Origin of the sequence: Rickettsiella endosymbiont of Rhagonycha lignosa (assembly GCF_964031165.1) — a bacterium.
Taxonomy (GTDB): domain Bacteria; phylum Pseudomonadota; class Gammaproteobacteria; order Diplorickettsiales; family Diplorickettsiaceae; genus Aquirickettsiella.
On the sequence record NZ_OZ035011.1, the window covers coordinates 920,001 to 939,453 of the forward strand.

Below are 19,453 nucleotides of genomic sequence, written 5' to 3' on the forward strand. Positions count from 1 at the left end.
TCTACATCAATCAGCTTTTCTGTCAAGCGGAAAAAGTGTCCTTAAATACATTATTAAAAAATAAAACCAACTACCTAAAGTTAATTTATTTTTTAATATTATTGCTTAGTATAACATTATTTAACAAAAAAATTAACCAATTATCAGCTTACTTTTCATCCAAAACATCGGTATAAAAGATTAATTTAATCACCGTGTAACCATAATAAGGTTTCTTGCAAAACTAGCAAGATGCTTCAGCATCCACCAACACTTTTGTGTTTATCAATAGTTATTTAATTCGTTAACACAACTAATCTAGCACACTCTACATAATTTAAAATTATTGTCCAAAAATTAAAATGAACATAATAAAAAATATTTTTCTTTTGAGAAAAGATCTGATTATAAAGGGATTTGAAATACCGAGATACTCCTATTCTTGTAGGTAATTTCTAGCTTTTATTTGTCCATTGCTATTAGGCACTCTAAATGATTAACTAATTCATCTGCAATTTGGTCACTTGTGGTTTGGTGAAATTTAAAAAATCCTCGATGTGTTTTTAAAATATTTTTTTTATGTTTAACTATTTCTTTAATTTCATTAAATTTAATACTATTTTCAGATTTGTTGTCATTGTCAATAATAGTTTCTGCTATGCTGGAAATTTGAGAAAGAATATCATGCTTTTTTTGGCTAAGGTCTTTAAAAAACAAACGAGTCAAACCTTTATTTAATACCTTATTTTTACTTTGCATAACTTTTAAAGCGGATGTGGCTAAAGTCGACTGTTGTTGTTTTTCTAAAACCTTCCTTGTACAGTAATCACTTGTAATGTATTCAGGTAGGTTGGGTGCTAAAGCTTCTAATAGCTCATTACGTCCCTCTGGAGTAATTTCTTCTAAAACTATTGTGAAATCGTAAGGATTTGTGATGATCTCAGATAGGTTTGGTGTTAAAGCTTTTAATAGCTCATTGCGTCCCTCTGGAGTAAGCTTTTCTAAAACCCTTATTAAATCAAAATTACTTGTTATGAGTTCCAATAGGTTTGGTGTTAAAGCTTTTAATAGCTCATTGCGTCCCTCTGGAGTAAGCTTTTCTAAAACCCTTATTAAATCAAAATTACTTGTTATGAGTTCCAATAGTTTTGGTGTTAAAGCTTTTAATAGTTTATCGCATTCCTTTGAAGTAAGCTTTTCTAAAACTCTTATTAAAACGTAAATATCTGGAATGAGTTTAGGTAGTTTTGGTATAAAAGCTTTTAATATTTCATCGCATCCCTTTGAAGTAAACCTTTCTAAAACTATTTTTAAATCGTAAGGATTTATGATGAACTCAGGTAGGTTTGGTGTTAAAGCTTTTAATAGCTCATTGCGTCCCTCTGAAGTAAGCTTTTCTAAAACAAATCTTAAATCGTAAGTATTTGTGATGAGTTCCAATAGTTTTGGTGTTAAAGCTTTTATTTTTAATAGTTTATCGCATCCCTTTGAAGTAAGCTTTTCTAAAACAAATCTTAAATCGTAAGTATTTGTGATGAGTTCCAATAGTTTTGGTGTTAAAGCTTTTATTTTTAATAGTTTATCGCATCCCTTTGGAGTAAGCTTTTCTAAAACAAATCTTAAATCGTAAGTATTTGTGATGATCTCATGTAGATTTGGTGTTAAAGCTTTTAATAGTTCATCGCCCTCCTCTGGAGTAAGTCTGTTTAAAATCGATTCTAAATCGTAAGTATTTGTGATGATCTCATGTAGATTTGGTGTTAAAGCTTTTAATAGTTCATCGCCCTCCTCTGGAGTAAGTCTGTTTAAAATCGATTCTAAATCGGAAGTATTTTTAATGAATTCAAAACGTTCTTTTAATATTTTCATAATTTGATAAAAAATTTCAAACAAGTTTAAAGATTAATTCTAATAGATAGTTAAAGGTTTTAAGTCCTAGGTGCTCACTTCTATAAAATAGCATCGTTAACTTAAAGATTTGTTAATTGTTTAAATCTAGCCGCGCACAGCAGGCAAACGCATTTTAAATTATCTTAAAAATAGAGATTAAATACTCATTGTTCATGGCATCTTTAAGCATCAACAACTTTTTAAAAAGCTTGTTGAAATTGAGTTGGGAAAAAAACATAGTAGGTGAGGCTTACAAAATTGTAATAATAATTTCTTTAACTTAAAAGGCAGCGCAAAATAAGTTTCCAGGCTCACAGCGCTTGTAATTCTTTTCTTAGGTAAACCTAAGTCATTAGGTTAAATTTAAATTGATAGCTCATATTGCCTGACCGGTGCAAAAGAACGGCGGTGGATAGGACTAGGACCCAGCTTTTTTAAAGCCTGCAAATGTTGCTGTGTGGTGTAGCCTTTATGCTGCGCTAAACCATAACCTGGATATTCCACGTCCAACATCAGCATGGTAGCATCACGATGTACTTTGGCTAAGATGGAAGCTGCGCTAATAACGGAAATTTTCTCATCGCCTCTAATAATGGCCTTAGCTGCACAGTTTAGCTTAGGACAATGCTTACCATCTACTAGCACTAAACTCGGTATTAATACTAATGCAGACACGGCACGTTGCATAGCCAGCAAACTGGCATGAAAAATATTTAAACGATCGATCTCTTCCACTTCAGCACGACCTATCGCCCATGCCTTGGCTTTTTCTTGAATTTTTTTAGCTAGATACTCGCGTTTTTTTGCAGTTAATTGTTTCGAGTCTGCTAAACCTGCAATTGATTTTTTGCTATCCAAAATAACTGCTGCTGCAAACACGGGACCCGCCAAAGGCCCTCGTCCTGCTTCGTCAACGCCCGCTATCCTTTTCGCACTTGAATTTTGGTCTGTGTTGTCGCTCAATTCGCAATCCTCATGTATGTGCATACACTCCGGTTGCTCACGACGCCTTGCCAAAAATCCAATTGCTGCGAGTATATCAATGGCTTTCCCATGATGACAAAAGCTTATGGGTTTAAAAAATTAAATCACATCTAGAAAAACATATTTTAAACGTGGGTACTTAAAATTTTTAATACTGCATCCACAGCTTGTTTACTTGCATGACAACGTAGTTGTTGATGGAGTACTAAAAATTCTTTTTCTAGTTTACTCACAATATCTGCGTTGTTCAAATAATAAAGTAGTGCTTGCGATAAATTATCAACGTTAGCTTTTTCTTGAATAAATTCGGGAACCAATAATTTTTTAGCTAATAAATTTGGTAAAGCAATATAATCGACTTTAATTAAAAGTTTTGCCATCCAATAAGAAAGTTTACTCATTCTATAAGCAACAACCATGGGTTTTTTTAATAGCATTGCTTCTAATGTCGCTGTACCTGAAGCCAACAATACGACATTGGCTGCTGCCATCACTTGGCGAGATTGACCGCGAACGAACTGTAAAGGGAGATCCGGTGTTATTTGTTTGGCCAACTGTAGAAATTGCTGTTCCCTTTCTTGATTGACCATAGCAACAACAAAAACCAGTTTAGGATTTTGTTGATAACAATCCTGCGCGGTTTTGAGAAATAATTCTCCTAAGTAATTAATTTCGTTACGTCGACTACCCGGCAGAATGGCAATGATAGCAGCAGATTCTGGTAAACCTAAAGTTTTACGGGCGGCTAAACTATCGATGGAGAATGGAATTTCATCGGCGCTAGGATGTCCGACAAACTGTACGGGGATGTCATGTTCCTCATAAAAACATTTTTCAAATGGAAAAAGACATAACATTAAGTCGACGGCTTTCGCAATTTTTTTTAATCGCCAACGACGCCATGCCCAAACACTGGGACTCACATAATGGAGGGTACGTATACCATGCTTTTTTAATTTTTTTTCTAAATCGAGATTAAATTCAGGCGCATCGACACCTATAAATACATCCGGTGGATGTGCGATAAAATATTCAGTGACTTCTCGACGACAACGCAATAGTTGCGGCAATTGCTTCAGGATTTCACCTAAACCCATAACAGACAAACGTTCCATGGGAAATAAAGAACGGACGCCTTGTTGCTGCAGTTCTGGCCCAGCAATTCCTGAAACACTAAATGGGATTTGTCTGCGTTTTAATTCCTTGCACAGATCGGCAGCCAGCAAATCGCCTGAAGCTTCGCCAACTACGATGCCAATACGAAGCGGAAGTTTAACGAATGATGCCACGTTCAGAATTTTTAAGTGCTGAAGCCATGAGTTTTACCTGGGGAGAATTGAGTTCTAAGGGCTTTAATTCTTCTAAAGCTTGTTCAACCGTTAAATTTTTACGAAAAATTAACTTGTATGCGCAGCGTAAAACACTAATCGCTTCCTCGCTAAAACCACTTCTTCTTAGGCCTTCTTTGTTCAGACCGCAAGCGCGCGCTTCATGCCCACCTTCCACCAAAATATAAGGTAATACATTTTGTCGTACCATACTTGAAGCGGCAATAAAGCTATGATCACCAATATGGCAAAATTGATGCACCGCACTGTAAGCACCCAAAATGGCATAATTTCCGATGGTAACATGACCCGCTAAAGCCACGTTATTAACAAAAATAGCATGGTCACCAATGACACAATCATGCGCAATATGAGAACCGACCATGAAAAGATTGTGGTGACCAATTTTAGTTAAGCTTTTATCTTGAGCGGTTCCACGATTAATTGTGCAATATTCGCGAATGACATTATGATCACCAATTTCTAAGTAAGTTTTTTCACCTTGATATTTTTTATCCTGCGGATCATCACCGACAGAAGAAAAAGAGTAAATTTTATTATTCGCACCCAAACGTGTGGGGCCTTTCACTACGACATGCGAACCAATAACAGTACCAGGGCCTATCTCTACATCAGGTCCAATAATACTCCAAGGCCCTATACTCACATCAGAACCTAACTTAGCAGCGGGATCTACAATAGCCAGCGCATCTATCATTTAGCACTTTCTCCCAGCGCCCATCAGCGTTGCTTCACAAGCCAGCTCGTTGTCTACTTTAGCGGTGACTTTGCATTTCCATATATTACCCTTTACCTTGATAACCTCAGCTTCTATTAACAGCTGGTCCCCCGGAACTACGGGTCGTTTAAAACGCGCATCATCAATACCTGCAAAAAGATATAAAAAACCTTCTTTATTTTCTCTATTCGCATGCAAAGCAAGAATACCTGTCGCCTGTGCCATTGTTTCTAAAATAAGTACACCTGGCATAATGGGGTTGCCAGGAAAATGACCTAAAAAATAAGGTTCATTCACAGTTACATTTTTTATAGCCACTATCGATTTTCCGGGTACTATTGAAATGACTTTGTCGATCATTAAAATAGGATAACGCTGCGGTAAATAAGATAGTATTTCTTGGATATCCATAACGTCGTTCATAGTGCTTACCTAAGTATATTTTTTCTGTTTTTACTGATTTTTAATCAGTATCGATCGATTTATTATTAACTAATGCTTCCGTTTTTTTCAATCTTTTCGCCAATTGATCCAGCTGACGAAATCGTATGCTATTTTTTTGCCATTCACGCTGGGGTTGGGTTGAATGTGTTGAAGAGTAAATTCCAGGATTACGGATAGAATGTACTACACTCGACATACCGGTAATATACACGTTATCCACAATTTCTATATGTCCGTTGATACAGACTCCACCACCAATCATACAGTTTTTACCGATATGTGTACTCCCAGCAATACCGGTGCATCCTGCAATAGCAGTATTTTCACCAATCCTAACGTTATGACCTACTTGTATTTGGTTATCTAACTTTACACCATCACCAATGATCGTATCATCCAGCGCCCCACGATCAATACTGACATTCGCTCCGATTTCAACATCATCACCGATTTGTACTTTTCCTAATTGAGGAATCTTAAGCCATTTATTATTTTCTTTGGCTAAACCAAAACCATCACTACCAATTACAGTTCCATTATGAATAATCACTCGTTCGCCTATTCGCGTATCTGCACACACACTGACATGCGACGTTAAACGTGTATTGGCACCGATGATGACATTATTGCCAATCACACACGCAGCGCCTATCACAACACCCTCATCTAAACGTGTGTTAGCGCCTATCACAACGTACGGGGCGATGCTGACACTAGGGTGAATAAAACAACCTTCACCAATGATAGCCGTTGCATGAATTCCAGGATTGAATGCTGATACTGGTTCAAATAATTTAGCAGTCTTAGCAAAAGCAAGATAAGGATCGGCGACCACTAAGGCATTATTCGGGGCATGTTTCAAACATTCTGCACGCAGAATAACCGCTGAGGCTTGCGTGGTCGTAAGATATTTTAGATAACGTTTATTATCTAAAAAAGAAATTTGTCCTGGCTGTGCATTTTGCAAAGTCATAATGCCGCTGATCGAAAAAGCCGGATCACCTTTCAGATCAGCATCGATTAAATGGGCAATTTCTTGTAATGAATATTGACGCGGCATGTCTAACTCTATTTTTTATTTCAGCCTATAGTAAAGAATTTTTCGTCATTGCGAGCACCGCAGATGCACGGCAATCTAAGTGGATGGGCCACGTCCTCGCTAACGTTCGGCCTCGCCATGACGAGTTATTTTGTGCGCAGAATATTAAGATCTTTTTAATGCATCTAATATTTGTTGCGTAATATCAAGATTATTTTTAGCATATAAAGTGCTGCCTTTTTGAATGACTAAATCATAACCTGATTGCGCAGCTACTTTACTCACCACACCATCTAGTTGCTGACTAAAATTGTGTAATGATGCACTTTGCTGCTTAGATAAATCTTTTTGAAATGAAGCTATCATGGAATTCACATTATTACGATCCGTCATGAGCTTATTTTCTAAATTATTACGCTCATCTGTTTTCATAACAGCCGCATTTTTTTGCAAATTAGAAGCTTCTTTCTGCAATTCGTTTTGTGCCTTAACAATACTATCTTGTCGACCTTTAAATTGGCGTGTTAAAGCATCATTGATTTTGGAAATCTGTGGAGCCTTTTGTAATATTACTTGCATATCAACAACCGCTAATTTTAACTCGTCGGCATGAACCGGTAAAGTCAACAGACCTGTCATTAAAGTCACGATAGATACTAAGCAAATTTTGTTCATTATCAGCTCCTTAAATAAGCTAAAATTAAAAACCTGTTCCAATATTAAATTGGAAAACTTGGGTTTGATCGCCAGGTTGAGGGTTCATAGCTTTGGCTATGCTAAAGCTCAATGTTACATTAAAAACCGGAACTCGCCAATCTACATCTATTCCCGCTGAATAGCGTAGTGGTCCTGAGCCGGTACCCCCCCTAACAACAGGCGGTGGGGGGGTCTGTCGGGTGATGCCTAACGTAGAATAAGTATTACCCGCATCGACGAAGATACTGGTTCTTAATTTATCAGATACTGGGTTCGGTACAATTAAAGCCAAACTTCCCACTGTCATCACATTACCACCCAAAAAATTGCCGTTGGTGTCTTTAGGGCCTAGCGTACTAATTTCGTAGCCTCTAACTTGGCCATCGATACCGATACCACCCGCATAATAATTGGTGAAGAAAGGCAATCCAGAAGTTGAAGCAAATCCATTACCATAACCTAAGCTTAGATGACTTTGCAGAATAAAATTATGTTTAAAGGGCAAATAACCTGTTCCTGAGTAATTCGCTTTATAATAATATAGGGGTTGACCGCCAACAGGTAAAGCAAGTTGGACACTGGCAGTTTGAAAGATTCCACTTGTAGGAAATACCAATCGATCGAAGCTATTTCGTGACCAACCCAATGTTAATAAAAATTGATTAAATTGCACACCGTGCTGTGCAACAAATTTTTGTACTTCGAGTGATTGTTGAGCAGTCGGAGGCAAATTCAGTTGTATTTTTTGTAAGCCACCTTGTATCAACAAACTATCCCCACGCTCATCAAAAGGGATAGTATAATGGAGATCACCACCATAGGTGTTGGTATTATAGGTCGTGGTATTCAAATCACTTGGTGTTGATCGTTGATAGAACAAATCATATCCGCGTTGTATGCCATCTAAGGTGTAATAAGGATTGTTATAGCTAATACTATAAACAGTTGCCGCACGGGTATTATTGAAATTTAAAGCTAACTGATTACCGGTTCCGAAAACGTTATTTTGATTCAGGGATGCACCCACTACAGGTCCGTTAGTACCATAACCTAAACTAAATAAAGCTTGTGCCGCATGTGCTTCATTGACATTAACATCGAGATCAACTTGATCGGTATATCCAGCAATAGGAACCGGTGTTAATTGTGGCTCTCCTTCAAGATAGCCGCTGAGAGCAAGTTGTCTTATAGACGTTTTCATGTCGGTTTCAGAAATCACGCTCGCTTCTTGTTGCCGTAACAAACGTCGAAATACCAAATCTTGTGTTTTTAGATTACCGGATATATTGATGTGTCGTACATAGACCCGATTACCTGGATCAACATAGAAAGTTAAAAAAACAGTTTTGTTTTCTTCATCTATTTGCGGCGCGGTATTGACGGTCGCAAATAGATAACCAAAATCGCCTAGCGCTTTTTTAATGCCCTGCTCTGCCGCTACAATTTTTTCACGCGAAAATATATGGCCCGATTGTAAAGGAACTAAAAGCCGATGTAATTTAGTTTGAGAAACAATGGCGCTTCCTGTGAATTGATAACCGCTGAGTTTGTATATCGGCCCTTCGGTAATATGGATAATAAGATAAACATGTTTTCTATCGGGAGTTAAGCTAGCTTGTGTAGAATCTACTTTAAATTTAAGATAACCCCGATCCATATAATAAGATTGTAGCGCATCTAAACTTGCAGATAATCGATCTTGACTATATTGATCACTATTAATGAAAAATGACCAAAAATGGTGTGTTCCCAGGGGTAAGGCGCCACGCAACTTTCTTTCGCTAAAAACATGATTACCGATGATTGAAATATCGGCAATTTCTACGGTAAGACCCTCTGAAATAAGAATTCGTACCGAAACGCGATTATTTGGCAACGGCGTAACGATGGGTGTTACCCGCGCAGAATATTTCCCCATATTGTCGTATTGTGTACGTAGTTGTGCAACAAAACGATCTAAAGTGGCTTTATCAAATAAGCGGCCTTGAACTAAACCAATTTTTTTTACAATTTGTTTTAGCTTATCTTTAGGAATTTCTTTATTACCGGTGATATCCACTTCACTAATGGTCGGTCTTTCCACCACTTTTATAATTAAAGTATTCGCTTGCTCTTCTAAAGTGACATCACTAAAAAATCCAGTTCCATACAGCGCATCGATAACAGCAGACGATTGATAGGACTGAAAAGACTGACCGGTTCTAACCGGTAAATAACTAAGCACGGTATCACGACTGATACCTTGTAGGCCATCAATCTGAATCCGATTGACAGTAAAAGCTTGCGCAGGCAGAGCAAGAAAAAAAATGATCGATAACGATCCTACTAAAAAAATTCTCAATAAAAGTCGCAACATAATCGTTATTTTTTAGCCAAAAAAAGAAATTACTCTTCGCATTTGAATTTTTGTCTGCGTTGTCCGTTCAATTCGTTTTCATGGTTATTGTACAGACCACCAGATTGCTGTATGGACACGGCGCTAGCCAAAAACCCCATTGCTGTGAGTATATTAAAAGTTTGCCAAAGAACTAAACTGTGCTTTTATTGCATATTCTAACGAATAACGGATTTTCTTTGCACCACTTTTGTTACTCTCGCGCTATAATGCTTTAAAATCATCTCTTTAGCAATCTCACGAGCTAAATTATCATCCTCCAAAATAACACTGAGATTAGAAACAGGTCGGGAATGAAGTTTTTCCAATACATCCTGATTGAGCTTCGCAATATCAGTAAAATAGATTTTGTCATCTAAAAACGCTTGTACAGCAATTTCATTCGCGGCATTCAAGATCGTTGTCGCTGTCCCGCCAATACGTAATGCTTGATAAGCTAAGTTTAAACAGGGATAACGTTTTTCATCAATCGCTAAAAAATCTAGACGTGCTACTTTTAATAAATTTAAAGTCGCTGCAGAGTTATTAATTCGCTCTGGAAAAGCCAAAGCATAGGAAATAGGAATACGCATATCAGGGCTGCCTAATTGCGCTAAAATTGATCCATCCAAGTATTCTACTAGGGAATGCACAATACTCTGCGGATGTAACACCACTTCAATTTGATCCAACGCTAAACCAAACAAAAAATAAGCTTCTATGACTTCAAAGCCCTTATTCATGAGCGTCGCCGAATCAACGCTAATTTTGCGTCCCATACGCCAATTCGGATGTTGACAGGCCTGCGCGGGTGTCGTTGCCTGCAATTGTGCTAGAGATTTATGGCGTAGTGCACCGCCCGATGCAGTTAAAATAATTTTTGCCAAATTTTTACAGGAATTATCACGTACAACTAGTCCATGTAAACATTGAAAAATAGCATTATGTTCACTATCTACAGGTATTAAAGTAATTTGCGCGCGTTGCGCTTCTTCTATGAATAAAGGACCTGCCATGACTAAAGCTTCTTTATTTGCAAGGAGTATTTGCTTCTTAGCTTTAATAGCAGCTAACGTTGGTAATAAACCTGCAGCGCCTACGATAGCAGCCATCACGGTATCAACTTCATCTAGACTCGCAACAAAAGCTAAGGCATCTCCGCCAAATAATACTTTCGTTTTTACAGATTCCGCGTGCAAACGTTGCTGAAGGTGTTTGCTTAGGCTTTCGCTGCCCACTACCGCATAAGTAGGCTTAAATTGTAGACATTGCTGAAATAATAAATCGATATTGTAGTGGGCTGTTAAAGCGATCACATTGAAACGCGTGGGATGTTTACTGATAACATCTAAGGTATTAACACCAATAGATCCGGTTGCACCTAAAATAGTTAAAGATTTCATGTGACTAAACCTAATAGTAATAAAGATCCTGCATACACAGGAGCGGCAGCCAGTAAACTATCTATCCTATCCAAAATTCCACCATGGCCAGGCAACAATTGGCCACTATCTTTTAAACCTCGCAGTCGTTTTAATTGACTTTCAAATAAATCACCTGCTACCGCCGCTAAACTCGTCAATAATACCAATAACCACATTTGACTCAGCGTTGGCTTCATTCCTTGGAAAAAATAGAGCATTAACATTGCCGAAAAAAAAGTAAACAATAATCCGATAATAAAACCTTCCCAGGTTTTTTTTGGACTCAAGGTCGGCGCTAAAAGATGTCGACCCCATAGACGACCACTGACATAAGCTGCTGTGTCGGATAACCAAATAATCAGTAACACAAACAGTAAATAAACTGGTGTCAGCTGCAGTTTTTGCAACGCCACCCAACATAAGCTAATGATTAACCAACCTAAGCCAGCACTGATAGCTGGACTCATCTTTGGTAATTTGGGTTGACTACGTGCCCAAATTAGATAAACACTTAGTAGCAACCAAAAAACTAAACCGCATTTCAAAATCCAGTCATAGCTTAGATAAGATAAAATGAGAAATAAAATCGCCGCTTGCACACCTACATATAAAAATCGCTGCACCAGATCCTTGCAAGCACTCAAACGTGCCCATTCCCAAGCAGCCAGTAACATGATAACCGCTGTAATCAGTTTAAAATAAAATTCTGATGTATAAAAAATTCCAATGATAACTAAAGGAATCAATATTAGTGCTGTTAAAATTCTAAGTTTAAGCATTTATTTCCGCGAGTTGCTCACTAATGCATCCAAATCGCCTTTCTCGTTGAGTATAAAACTGCAACGCTTTATTCAGCTCGTGCTCATCAAAATCAGGCCATAAGATATCAGTAAAATACAGCTCAGTGTAAGCCAACTGCCAAAGCAAAAAATTACTGATTCGATATTCACCACTGGTGCGAATCAACAGATCGACCGCTGGCAGATCCGCTAAGCTTAAATACTCAGCAAATATTTCTCGAGTTAATATTTCAGTCTCGAGCTTACCTGACTTAACTTGATTCATAATTCTCTGAGCGGCCTGAACAATATCCCACTGACCACTATAATTCACGGCAATTACCAATTGTAGACCCGTATTTTTAGCCGTTAAAGTCTGAGATTTATCGATCCATTCACGTAATGGTTGATTAAAACCTTCCAAATTACCTACCATTCTTAACTGCACGTTGTTCTTAGTTAATTTATCGATTTCGTTTTTCAATGTGTTTAGGAAAAGCGTCATTAAATAATTAACTTCTTGTTCAGGACGCTGCCAGTTTTCACTACTAAAGGCAAATAAGGTAAGCACTTCGATCTTCATTTCGCCACAAAGTTTAATTACCCTGCGAACAGCTTTCACCCCTTCTTGGTGACCTAGCATCCGCGGTAAATGACGACGTTTCGCCCAACGACCATTTCCATCCATAATGATAGCGATATGGCGGGGACGTTTTAATGCATGAACATTGTCTGGAATTGACATAGAATGGTGAGATTAAATTTGCATTAACTCTTCTTCTTTGGTCTTTGCTATCTTTTCTACTTCTGCGATATTTTGATCAGTCATTTTTTGTATCATATCCTTAGCGCGACGTTCTTCATCTTCAGTGATGAGCTTTTTCTTAATCAATTCTTTAAGTTGTTGATTGGCATCTTGACGATAGTTTCGGATGGATACACGGGCATCCTCAGCTTCTTGTTTGACTAACTTACTCATATCGCGCCGACGTTCTTCGGTTAGCATGGCTAATGGAACACGAATAACATTGCCTGCTGTTACAGGGTTTAAACCTAAATTAGATTGAATAATTGCTTTTTCGATGGAAGTAATGGACGATTTTTCCCAAGGCGTAACCAATAAGGTTCGTGCATCGGCAACAGTAATACTCGCCACATGATTCAAAGGCACTTCTTTTCCACCATATTGAGGAATACGTAATTGCTCTAATAAACTCGGATGCGCTCTGCCCGTTCGTAACTTAGCTAAGTTAATTTTTAAAGCATCCAATGCTTTTTGCATACCTTGTTCAGTTGTTAGTTTTATCGGTCCTATCATACTAAATTCCTCTTACTCACTAATGTACCTTTACTTTTGCCTTGTAGAATATCAACTAATGCATTTTTGCATTTAATATTAAAGACAAGTATGGGTAAATCATGATCGCGACATTGTGTAAATGCACCTAAATCCATGATACCGAGCTCTTGTTCCAAAGCTTTTTCATAGCTCACCTGAGAATATAACACAGCTTTTGGATCTTTTTTGGGATCGGCATTGTATATACCATCAACATGTGTTGCTTTAAGCAATAATTCAGCACCAATCTCTACGCCACGTAAACTCGCGGCAGAATCTGTACTGACTAAAGGATTTCCTGTACCGCCCGCGAAGATAACGATGTATCCTTTTTCTAGATAACGTATCGCCTTGTAACGTTCAAACAGAGGGGCGAAACCACCGATAGGAATTGCTGACATAATTTTGGCTATTTTTTTGTGTTGCTCAAGGGAATCGCGCAATGCCAATGCATTGATCACAGTACCCAACATCCCCATTTGATCACCGGTAATTCTATCAATACCACTACGTGCTAATACTTCGCCACGAAAAATATTACCCCCACCAATTACGATACCTATTTGCACGCCTAAATCCGCTGCAGCAACAATGTCAGATACTATACGGTCAAGCTCTATGGGATCCAGCATTTGCGAGGATTCTCCATGGAGCGCTTCCCCACTGAGCTTAAGCAAAACACGTCGATACTTTAATGGATGTGCCATCATAAAATAACAAGTTTAAAGAGAAGGAATAATAACCTATGCAGCGTGCTGATTCTAGAGTTTATTGATAATTGGCCAAATTTAAATGGGAGTATTCTAGAGTGCAAAGCGGTGGTGCATTTGCCTAGTTAAATAACCCGCTAAGTTTTCCGCAGAGTTAATGATGTCAACACGATGTTCAAGTCTAGCAAGGCTATCTTGTATCTCATCCAGGTGCAATTTATCTGCCATTGCAGCATGAATATTTTCTTTTTTTGCTAAGATATCCCAAAGTTTTTCTAGCCAAGTTTTTACCATTCTTTCTTTTACAGGCGGATAATTTTTTTTCATCTCAGGCCAATGAAAATGCCAATTCAAATCAAAATATCCTTTTAATACAGCCCTTAGCAGTTCTAAATTTTTCGCAATCAACGCATGATGATTCCCTTTTAAAGGTAAAGTTGATATTAAGTTAGCGGATAATTGGATTTGTTCTCTGTCGGGCTGATTGATAATTCTCGCTAAACTTTCCATTAATTGGGGCGTACATTCTTTTATAGATCTTATTTTATCGTCCATTGGATCCATCAATAAACCACTTACCCACGTTTCAGGTTTCTCCCCACCCACTTTATCCAAAATAATAAAACTGTGACCTCGCGTGTTTTTTAAGCTTTCAGTCGGTTGCCATTCTAAGTTCTCAGCGTGTACCCACGTTAAATAAGCTTTTTTACCATTAACAAGCAACTGATCAAATGCCAACGCCACCTGCTCATAACAACGACCGACTTGCAGCACTTCCGCTAGAGCGCTATGTATGATTCGAATAATAAGTAAACGCATAGTAAAATCGAGCGGAATTTCTGCAAGCTCATTTTCTATGGTACAAAGCAGATCTTGTAGTACTTCAATACGATAATAATCCGCTTGCTTTTTTTTCCATAGTGATGAGCTGCTTGCTTGCTGATGAGGAAATTTTTCTTGCTTCCAATCCGGTGCACCATAAATTAACGTTTGTTTAACATACACATTGATCTCAGATAAATCTTTTACCGTAAAGGATTCATTGGCGTTATTTTCGGTATTCAGTATAAAACCATAGTTTTTCTTAAGTAAGTACTTTTGACGCAATACCGATGCTTGTAGCAAATTCTTTTCTGCTAGCAACAATTCTTGCCAAAGTTTGGCAGTTGATTGCTGATTAATTAGATCGACCGCTTTTTTATCCGCAGCATTGAACGCATAAAAATCTATTTGCGGCTGTTTAAAAAGAAACTTTAGGATTTCATTATCACCCTTTTCGGAGACTAAGTGCAACGCGGTATTATCTTTTGCATCCCGGCTATTTAATGTATAAGCATCGCAATACTTTTGCACATCCAGCAGATTTCCTTGTGCAACAGCCACTCGAAAACGGATGGCTTTTCTTATTTGTTCTTGAGAAATAATATTATTAATATTATTGTTAGGCATCATTTAATTCCTTTTTTTCTCTGTAAAATAACCAATGCGTGTAAAAATTAAAGCATTTTTTTTTAGTAACTATCAAGCGATTTTAATTACAGAATAATAAAAAAAGAATGAATAATTAATTTAAAGCGGATACCAAACACTGACTTTAGAAGTCAGTGTTTGTCAATTAGGAGTTTAAGAAGAGCCTTTAACTTGTGCCATCACTGCTTCAGCGAAATCTTCAGTGGGTTTTTCTATCCCTTCACCGACGGCAAATCGTACAAAACTTATGATCTCTGCTCCTGCGCTTTTTAATAACTGCCCGACACGCACGTTCGGATCTTTTACAAATGCTTGACCTAATAAACTCATTTCATCACGGAATTTATTCAGTCGTCCTTCTACCATCTTATCGATAACGGCTTGTGGCTTACCCGTGCCTTGCGATTGCGCCATAATAATTTCTCGTTCTTTGGCCAGAATTTGTTCTGCAATATCATCAGCCGAAATAACAACTGGATTATTAGCAATAATGTGTAAGGCTAAATCTTTAGCGAGTTGTTCATCGCCATTTTTTAATTGCACGATAGCGCCGATACGGCCCATATGCACATAAGATCCAAGAAGGGTATCGGTTTGTTCACCAACGAGCTGTAACCGTCTTATTTGAATATTTTCACCTAGCTTAGCAACGAGTGCTTCACGGGTTTTTTCTACTGTTTCGCTGGTATCCGCAAACGTAAAGGCTAACAGTGACTCAAGATTAGTTATCTGATGATCCAGTGCGCATTGTGCAGTTTTATCGGCAAATTGCTTGAAATTTTCATCGCGAGCAACAAAATCCGTCTCGCAATTCACTTCTAAAATAATTGCAGGGCCTGTCACCGCTTTAGATTTAATAATTATTAAACCTTCAGCGGCAATACGTCCTGATTTCTTTTCAGCTTGAATTTGACCTGATTTACGCATTGCTTCAGCCGCTGCATCCAGATCGCCCCCTACGGACTCTAAAGCTTTTTTACAATCCATCATGCCAGCGCCGGTTCGAGTACGTAAAGCCTGAACCATAGCGGCCGTTATTATTGTTGGCGTCATGTGCTTATTCCTCTTTCCCTTGCGTAGAGTGAGTCGATTCCACTGCAGGTTCTTGAGCTTCAGCTTTTTCTGCTTCAGTGCGTGTTAAGTCGCTTGGTTTTTTTGCAGCCGCGCGTGCTTCTAAAATAGTATCCGCAACCATCTGCGTATACAGTGTAATCGCACGTGCTGCATCATCATTACCTGGAATGATATAATCAATACCTTCGGGTGAATGATTGGTATCAATAATACTGATAACCGGTATCTTTAGCTTTTGTGCTTCACAAATAGCAATATGCTCATAGCCTCTATCAATCACAAATAAGGCGTCCGGCAAACCACTCATATCTTTAATACCGCCTAAACCTCGTTCCAATTTATCCATTTGTCGCTGTAAATTCAGCGCTTCCTTTTTAGTCAATTGGTTAAAGCTACCATCTTGGCTTTGCGCTTCTAATTCTTTAAGTCGTTTAATGGACTGACGGATGGTACGATAATTCGTTAATAACCCACCTAACCAACGATGGTTAACATAAGGCATACCGCAGCGTAATGCTTGTTCTTTAACTAAATCCTGTGCGGCACGCTTTGTTCCGACAAATAAGATTTTACTACCCGGCCGAGCTGCTATTTTCGCAATATAATTGAGCGCTTCGGTAATATATTCTCGGGTTTTTTCTAGATCGATGATGCTAATTCCATTACGCACACCGTAGATATAAGGCGCCATTTTTGGCTCGCGAAAACACGTACGATGACCAAAATGCACACCTGCTTCAAATAACTGTCTTAATGTTGCTGTTGCTGACACTATATAATCTCCAATTGGGTTAAACCTCCACCTAGTATTATTTGAAGACTATCTTTAAAATATAGCCACCCTCAAATAACGCTTAAATAAATAGGTGTGTGAAATAACGCTTTTCAGCGCGGTGTTTTATACCATAGAATGGCTCGTTGCATCAACATCAAGCCCGACGTACTGGGTCTTTATACTCATAGCAATGGGATTTTTGACAAGGCGGCGCGAGAGTGAAACAACCGGAATATACTCAAGATACATGAAGATCGCGAATTGAGCGCCAACACCGACAAAAATTCAAGTGCGAAGAGTTTCATCAGAAGGAGGAAATCCATGCCCTATGTATTAATACTTTATTACAGCCGTTATGGTGCGGTAGCCAAAATGGCCCAACAAGTCGCAAGAGGCATAGAGTCTATCGCCGATGTGGAAGTAAGAATTCGTACCGTCCCCAATATTTCAACGGTATCTGAAGCCGTGGAAGAGAAAGTCCCATCCGCTGGCCCTCCTTACGCCACACACGAAGATGTTCGCGACGCTATTGGTATCGCCTTAGGTAGCCCGACACGTTTTGGCAACATGGCGGCGCCTTTAAAGCATTTTATCGATAGCCTAAGTGGTCTATGGTTTTCAGGCGAGCTCGTTGATAAGCCGGTTGGCTTTTTTTCTTCGACCTCTAGTCTACATGGCGGCCAAGAAACCACGCTACTGAGTATGATGCTACCCATGATTCATCTCGGCATGATTGTCGTTGGCGTCCCCTATACAGAATCCGATTTAAGTACCACGCAAACGGGCGGTACGCCTTATGGGCCCACGCATATGGCAGGGAAGGAAAGCAAAAATCCGCTAAGCGACGAAGAAAAACGTCTTTGTCTCGCCTTGGGTAAACGTCTAGCGCGCATTGCTTTGAAATTACATTAAGCTTGGAACGCTCAACTAAGTTTTAAAGATTTAAAATCGTTTTAACTAATGGAATCGTGAGTTTACGTTGTAAACGTAAACTTGCTTTATCAAGTTGAGTCAACGCAGAAAAAAGCGCTTGCGAATCGCGCGGAAGACGAAGTAATAAAAATTGTCCGACTTCCTCGGAAAGTTCCAAACCTCTTGAATCAGCGCGCTGTTGTAATGCAATGAGTCTTTCAGCGTCATTTAATTCGCGCACTTGAAATAAAACACCACTAGAGAGACGTGAAGCTAAATCAGGTAAGAATAAATTTAATTGATTAGGAACATTTTTGGCTGCAATAAGTAAATAGCGCGCCTGTTCTTGTAAACGATTATAGAAATGAAATAATGACTCTTGCCAAATACTATCTTCAACAACACTTTCAAGTTCATCGATACAAACCATATCCACTGATTCTAAACCGCGCAATATCTCGCTGCTATTATTTTTTTTTAATATATTTAAAGGTAAATACGCGACAGAAAAACCTTGCTGTTGCGCCTCATGACAGCAAGCTTGCAATAAATGCGTACAGCCGGCACCGGGGTTGCCCCAAATATAAATATAGGACTCACCTATTTTTCGAGAAAAATGTCGTAAGCTATTTAATAAAATAGCATTTTGACCGATATAAAAATTTTCAAAACAGCATGCATCAGGGGGTTGAATCGGTAAAATTAATTGTGTCAACATTATACTCCAAATCGAATTCTAGACTCGATTTCATTGTTAAACACGAGTCTACGGTCCTCATTTACTCGTGTAAACTCCGGTCCTCGACTATTGTTCGCCGCGAACTCAAGCCTATAACTCGATTTGGACAGAGCACCACTCAACTTATTTAAGACCAACCTTGCTTTTGATTCTTAGCCGTTAATTTTTTACCCGCTAACTTTAAATAATAAGTCGCTTGCCAAAACCACATCCACGTATATTGGATAAAACTTAATAAAGTGGTAACAAAGACCGCTTCTATAATACGTGGAATCAATTCGGCAGGGATATCAAAAAAAGCTAATTTAATAATGAGTAAACTCACTAATACCAATTGAAAAAAAGTATTTAACTTACTAATCCAAACCGGTTTGTAATCTAAAGGGCCAACCCAATAACGATAAAGTAAAGCACCCCCCATAATCCAGATATCGCGACCTATCACCATAATGGTTAACCAACAGGGAATTTGTTGCAGATAAGCCAGTACAACAAAACTACCCATGAGTAACAGTTTATCGGCCAAAGGATCCAATAAAGCACCCAACGGAGTCGTCCAATCAAAAAAACGCGCTAACAAACCGTCTAAGCCATCACTCAAACCCGCTATCACAAACAAATAAAAAGCTAGGGGATAGCACTTTGTCAATAAGGCCCATAAAATAGGGCCTATTAGGATAAAACGAATGCAGGTAATCAAATTAGGTAGATGACGTAGTTGTAATTGCATCATTTTTTTGGCTTAATCAAACTAATCA

The 19,453-nt window shown here is 38.4% G+C and carries 19 protein-coding genes; 1 reads left to right on the forward strand and 18 read right to left on the reverse strand.

The window, feature by feature from the left end; genetic code table 11:
- Positions 1-441 precede the first annotated feature (441 nt).
- The 16 genes from AAHI99_RS04125 to rpsB form a co-directional block, all read right to left on the reverse strand.
- Complete coding sequence (locus tag AAHI99_RS04125; RefSeq protein ID WP_342227037.1) at positions 442-1,848, reverse strand: hypothetical protein; 1,407 nt, start codon at positions 1,846-1,848, stop codon at positions 442-444.
- A 384-nt stretch (positions 1,849-2,232) separates the two neighbouring features.
- On the reverse strand, positions 2,233-2,832 hold the full coding sequence (gene rnhB, locus AAHI99_RS04130; RefSeq protein ID WP_342227038.1) for a ribonuclease HII: 600 nt from the start codon (positions 2,830-2,832) through the stop codon (positions 2,233-2,235).
- A gap of 146 nt (positions 2,833-2,978) precedes the next feature.
- Entirely contained in the window at positions 2,979-4,142 is a 1,164-nt protein-coding gene (lpxB, locus tag AAHI99_RS04135) for a lipid-A-disaccharide synthase (RefSeq protein ID WP_342227039.1), read from the reverse strand.
- A complete protein-coding gene (gene lpxA / locus AAHI99_RS04140) occupies positions 4,126-4,899 on the reverse strand; it encodes an acyl-ACP--UDP-N-acetylglucosamine O-acyltransferase (protein ID WP_342227040.1) in 774 nt (257 codons plus the stop codon). Before lpxA ends, lpxB begins: the two co-directional genes overlap by 17 nt.
- On the reverse strand, positions 4,900-5,343 hold the full coding sequence (gene fabZ, locus AAHI99_RS04145; protein WP_339049519.1) for a 3-hydroxyacyl-ACP dehydratase FabZ: 444 nt from the start codon (positions 5,341-5,343) through the stop codon (positions 4,900-4,902).
- A gap of 40 nt (positions 5,344-5,383) precedes the next feature.
- The gene (lpxD, locus tag AAHI99_RS04150) at positions 5,384-6,424 is read right to left on the reverse strand and encodes a UDP-3-O-(3-hydroxymyristoyl)glucosamine N-acyltransferase (RefSeq protein WP_342227041.1); all 1,041 of its coding nucleotides are present in this window, start codon (positions 6,422-6,424) and stop codon (positions 5,384-5,386) included.
- Between the two features lie 144 nt (positions 6,425-6,568).
- Positions 6,569-7,078, reverse strand: a complete 510-nt coding sequence (locus AAHI99_RS04155; RefSeq protein WP_342227042.1) for an OmpH family outer membrane protein — start codon at positions 7,076-7,078, stop codon at positions 6,569-6,571.
- Positions 7,079-7,103: 25 nt separating this feature from the next.
- On the reverse strand, positions 7,104-9,455 hold the full coding sequence (bamA, locus tag AAHI99_RS04160) for an outer membrane protein assembly factor BamA (protein ID WP_342227043.1): 2,352 nt from the start codon (positions 9,453-9,455) through the stop codon (positions 7,104-7,106).
- Positions 9,456-9,652: 197 nt separating this feature from the next.
- The gene (gene ispC, locus AAHI99_RS04165) at positions 9,653-10,876 is read right to left on the reverse strand and encodes a 1-deoxy-D-xylulose-5-phosphate reductoisomerase (protein WP_342227044.1); all 1,224 of its coding nucleotides are present in this window, start codon (positions 10,874-10,876) and stop codon (positions 9,653-9,655) included.
- Positions 10,873-11,676, reverse strand: coding sequence for a phosphatidate cytidylyltransferase (locus tag AAHI99_RS04170; protein ID WP_342227045.1), 804 nt, complete (start codon positions 11,674-11,676; stop codon positions 10,873-10,875). Before AAHI99_RS04170 ends, ispC begins: the two co-directional genes overlap by 4 nt.
- Positions 11,669-12,421, reverse strand: a complete 753-nt coding sequence (locus AAHI99_RS04175) for an isoprenyl transferase (protein ID WP_342227046.1) — start codon at positions 12,419-12,421, stop codon at positions 11,669-11,671. Before AAHI99_RS04175 ends, AAHI99_RS04170 begins: the two co-directional genes overlap by 8 nt.
- Positions 12,422-12,433: 12 nt before the next feature.
- Complete coding sequence (gene frr / locus AAHI99_RS04180) at positions 12,434-12,994, reverse strand: ribosome recycling factor (protein WP_342227047.1); 561 nt, start codon at positions 12,992-12,994, stop codon at positions 12,434-12,436.
- The gene (gene pyrH, locus AAHI99_RS04185; RefSeq protein ID WP_425288734.1) at positions 12,991-13,722 is read right to left on the reverse strand and encodes a UMP kinase; all 732 of its coding nucleotides are present in this window, start codon (positions 13,720-13,722) and stop codon (positions 12,991-12,993) included. The genes frr and pyrH overlap by 4 nt, the downstream gene beginning before the upstream one ends.
- 96 nt (positions 13,723-13,818) lie before the next feature.
- A complete protein-coding gene (locus AAHI99_RS04190) occupies positions 13,819-15,177 on the reverse strand; it encodes a hypothetical protein (protein ID WP_342227049.1) in 1,359 nt (452 codons plus the stop codon).
- 171 nt (positions 15,178-15,348) lie between these two features.
- Positions 15,349-16,248 carry a translation elongation factor Ts gene (gene tsf, locus AAHI99_RS04195; RefSeq protein ID WP_342227050.1) on the reverse strand — a complete coding sequence of 300 codons (900 nt, stop codon included), beginning with the start codon at positions 16,246-16,248 and terminating at the stop codon, positions 15,349-15,351.
- Positions 16,249-16,252: 4 nt separating this feature from the next.
- A complete protein-coding gene (gene rpsB / locus AAHI99_RS04200) occupies positions 16,253-17,041 on the reverse strand; it encodes a 30S ribosomal protein S2 (RefSeq protein WP_342227051.1) in 789 nt (262 codons plus the stop codon).
- Between the two features lie 324 nt (positions 17,042-17,365).
- Here rpsB and wrbA point away from each other — a divergent pair, with 324 nt between their 5' ends.
- Positions 17,366-17,956: an NAD(P)H:quinone oxidoreductase gene (wrbA, locus tag AAHI99_RS04205; protein WP_342227052.1), complete on the forward strand. Its 591-nt coding sequence runs from the start codon at positions 17,366-17,368 to the stop codon at positions 17,954-17,956.
- Between the two features lie 22 nt (positions 17,957-17,978).
- On the opposite strand, the gene hda is transcribed toward wrbA, so the two are convergent.
- Together hda and AAHI99_RS04215 are read right to left on the reverse strand one after the other, a co-directional pair.
- Positions 17,979-18,674 carry a DnaA regulatory inactivator Hda gene (gene hda, locus AAHI99_RS04210; protein ID WP_342227053.1) on the reverse strand — a complete coding sequence of 232 codons (696 nt, stop codon included), beginning with the start codon at positions 18,672-18,674 and terminating at the stop codon, positions 17,979-17,981.
- A 148-nt stretch (positions 18,675-18,822) separates the two neighbouring features.
- A complete protein-coding gene (locus AAHI99_RS04215; RefSeq protein ID WP_342227054.1) occupies positions 18,823-19,428 on the reverse strand; it encodes a CDP-alcohol phosphatidyltransferase family protein in 606 nt (201 codons plus the stop codon).
- Positions 19,429-19,453 lie beyond the last annotated feature (25 nt).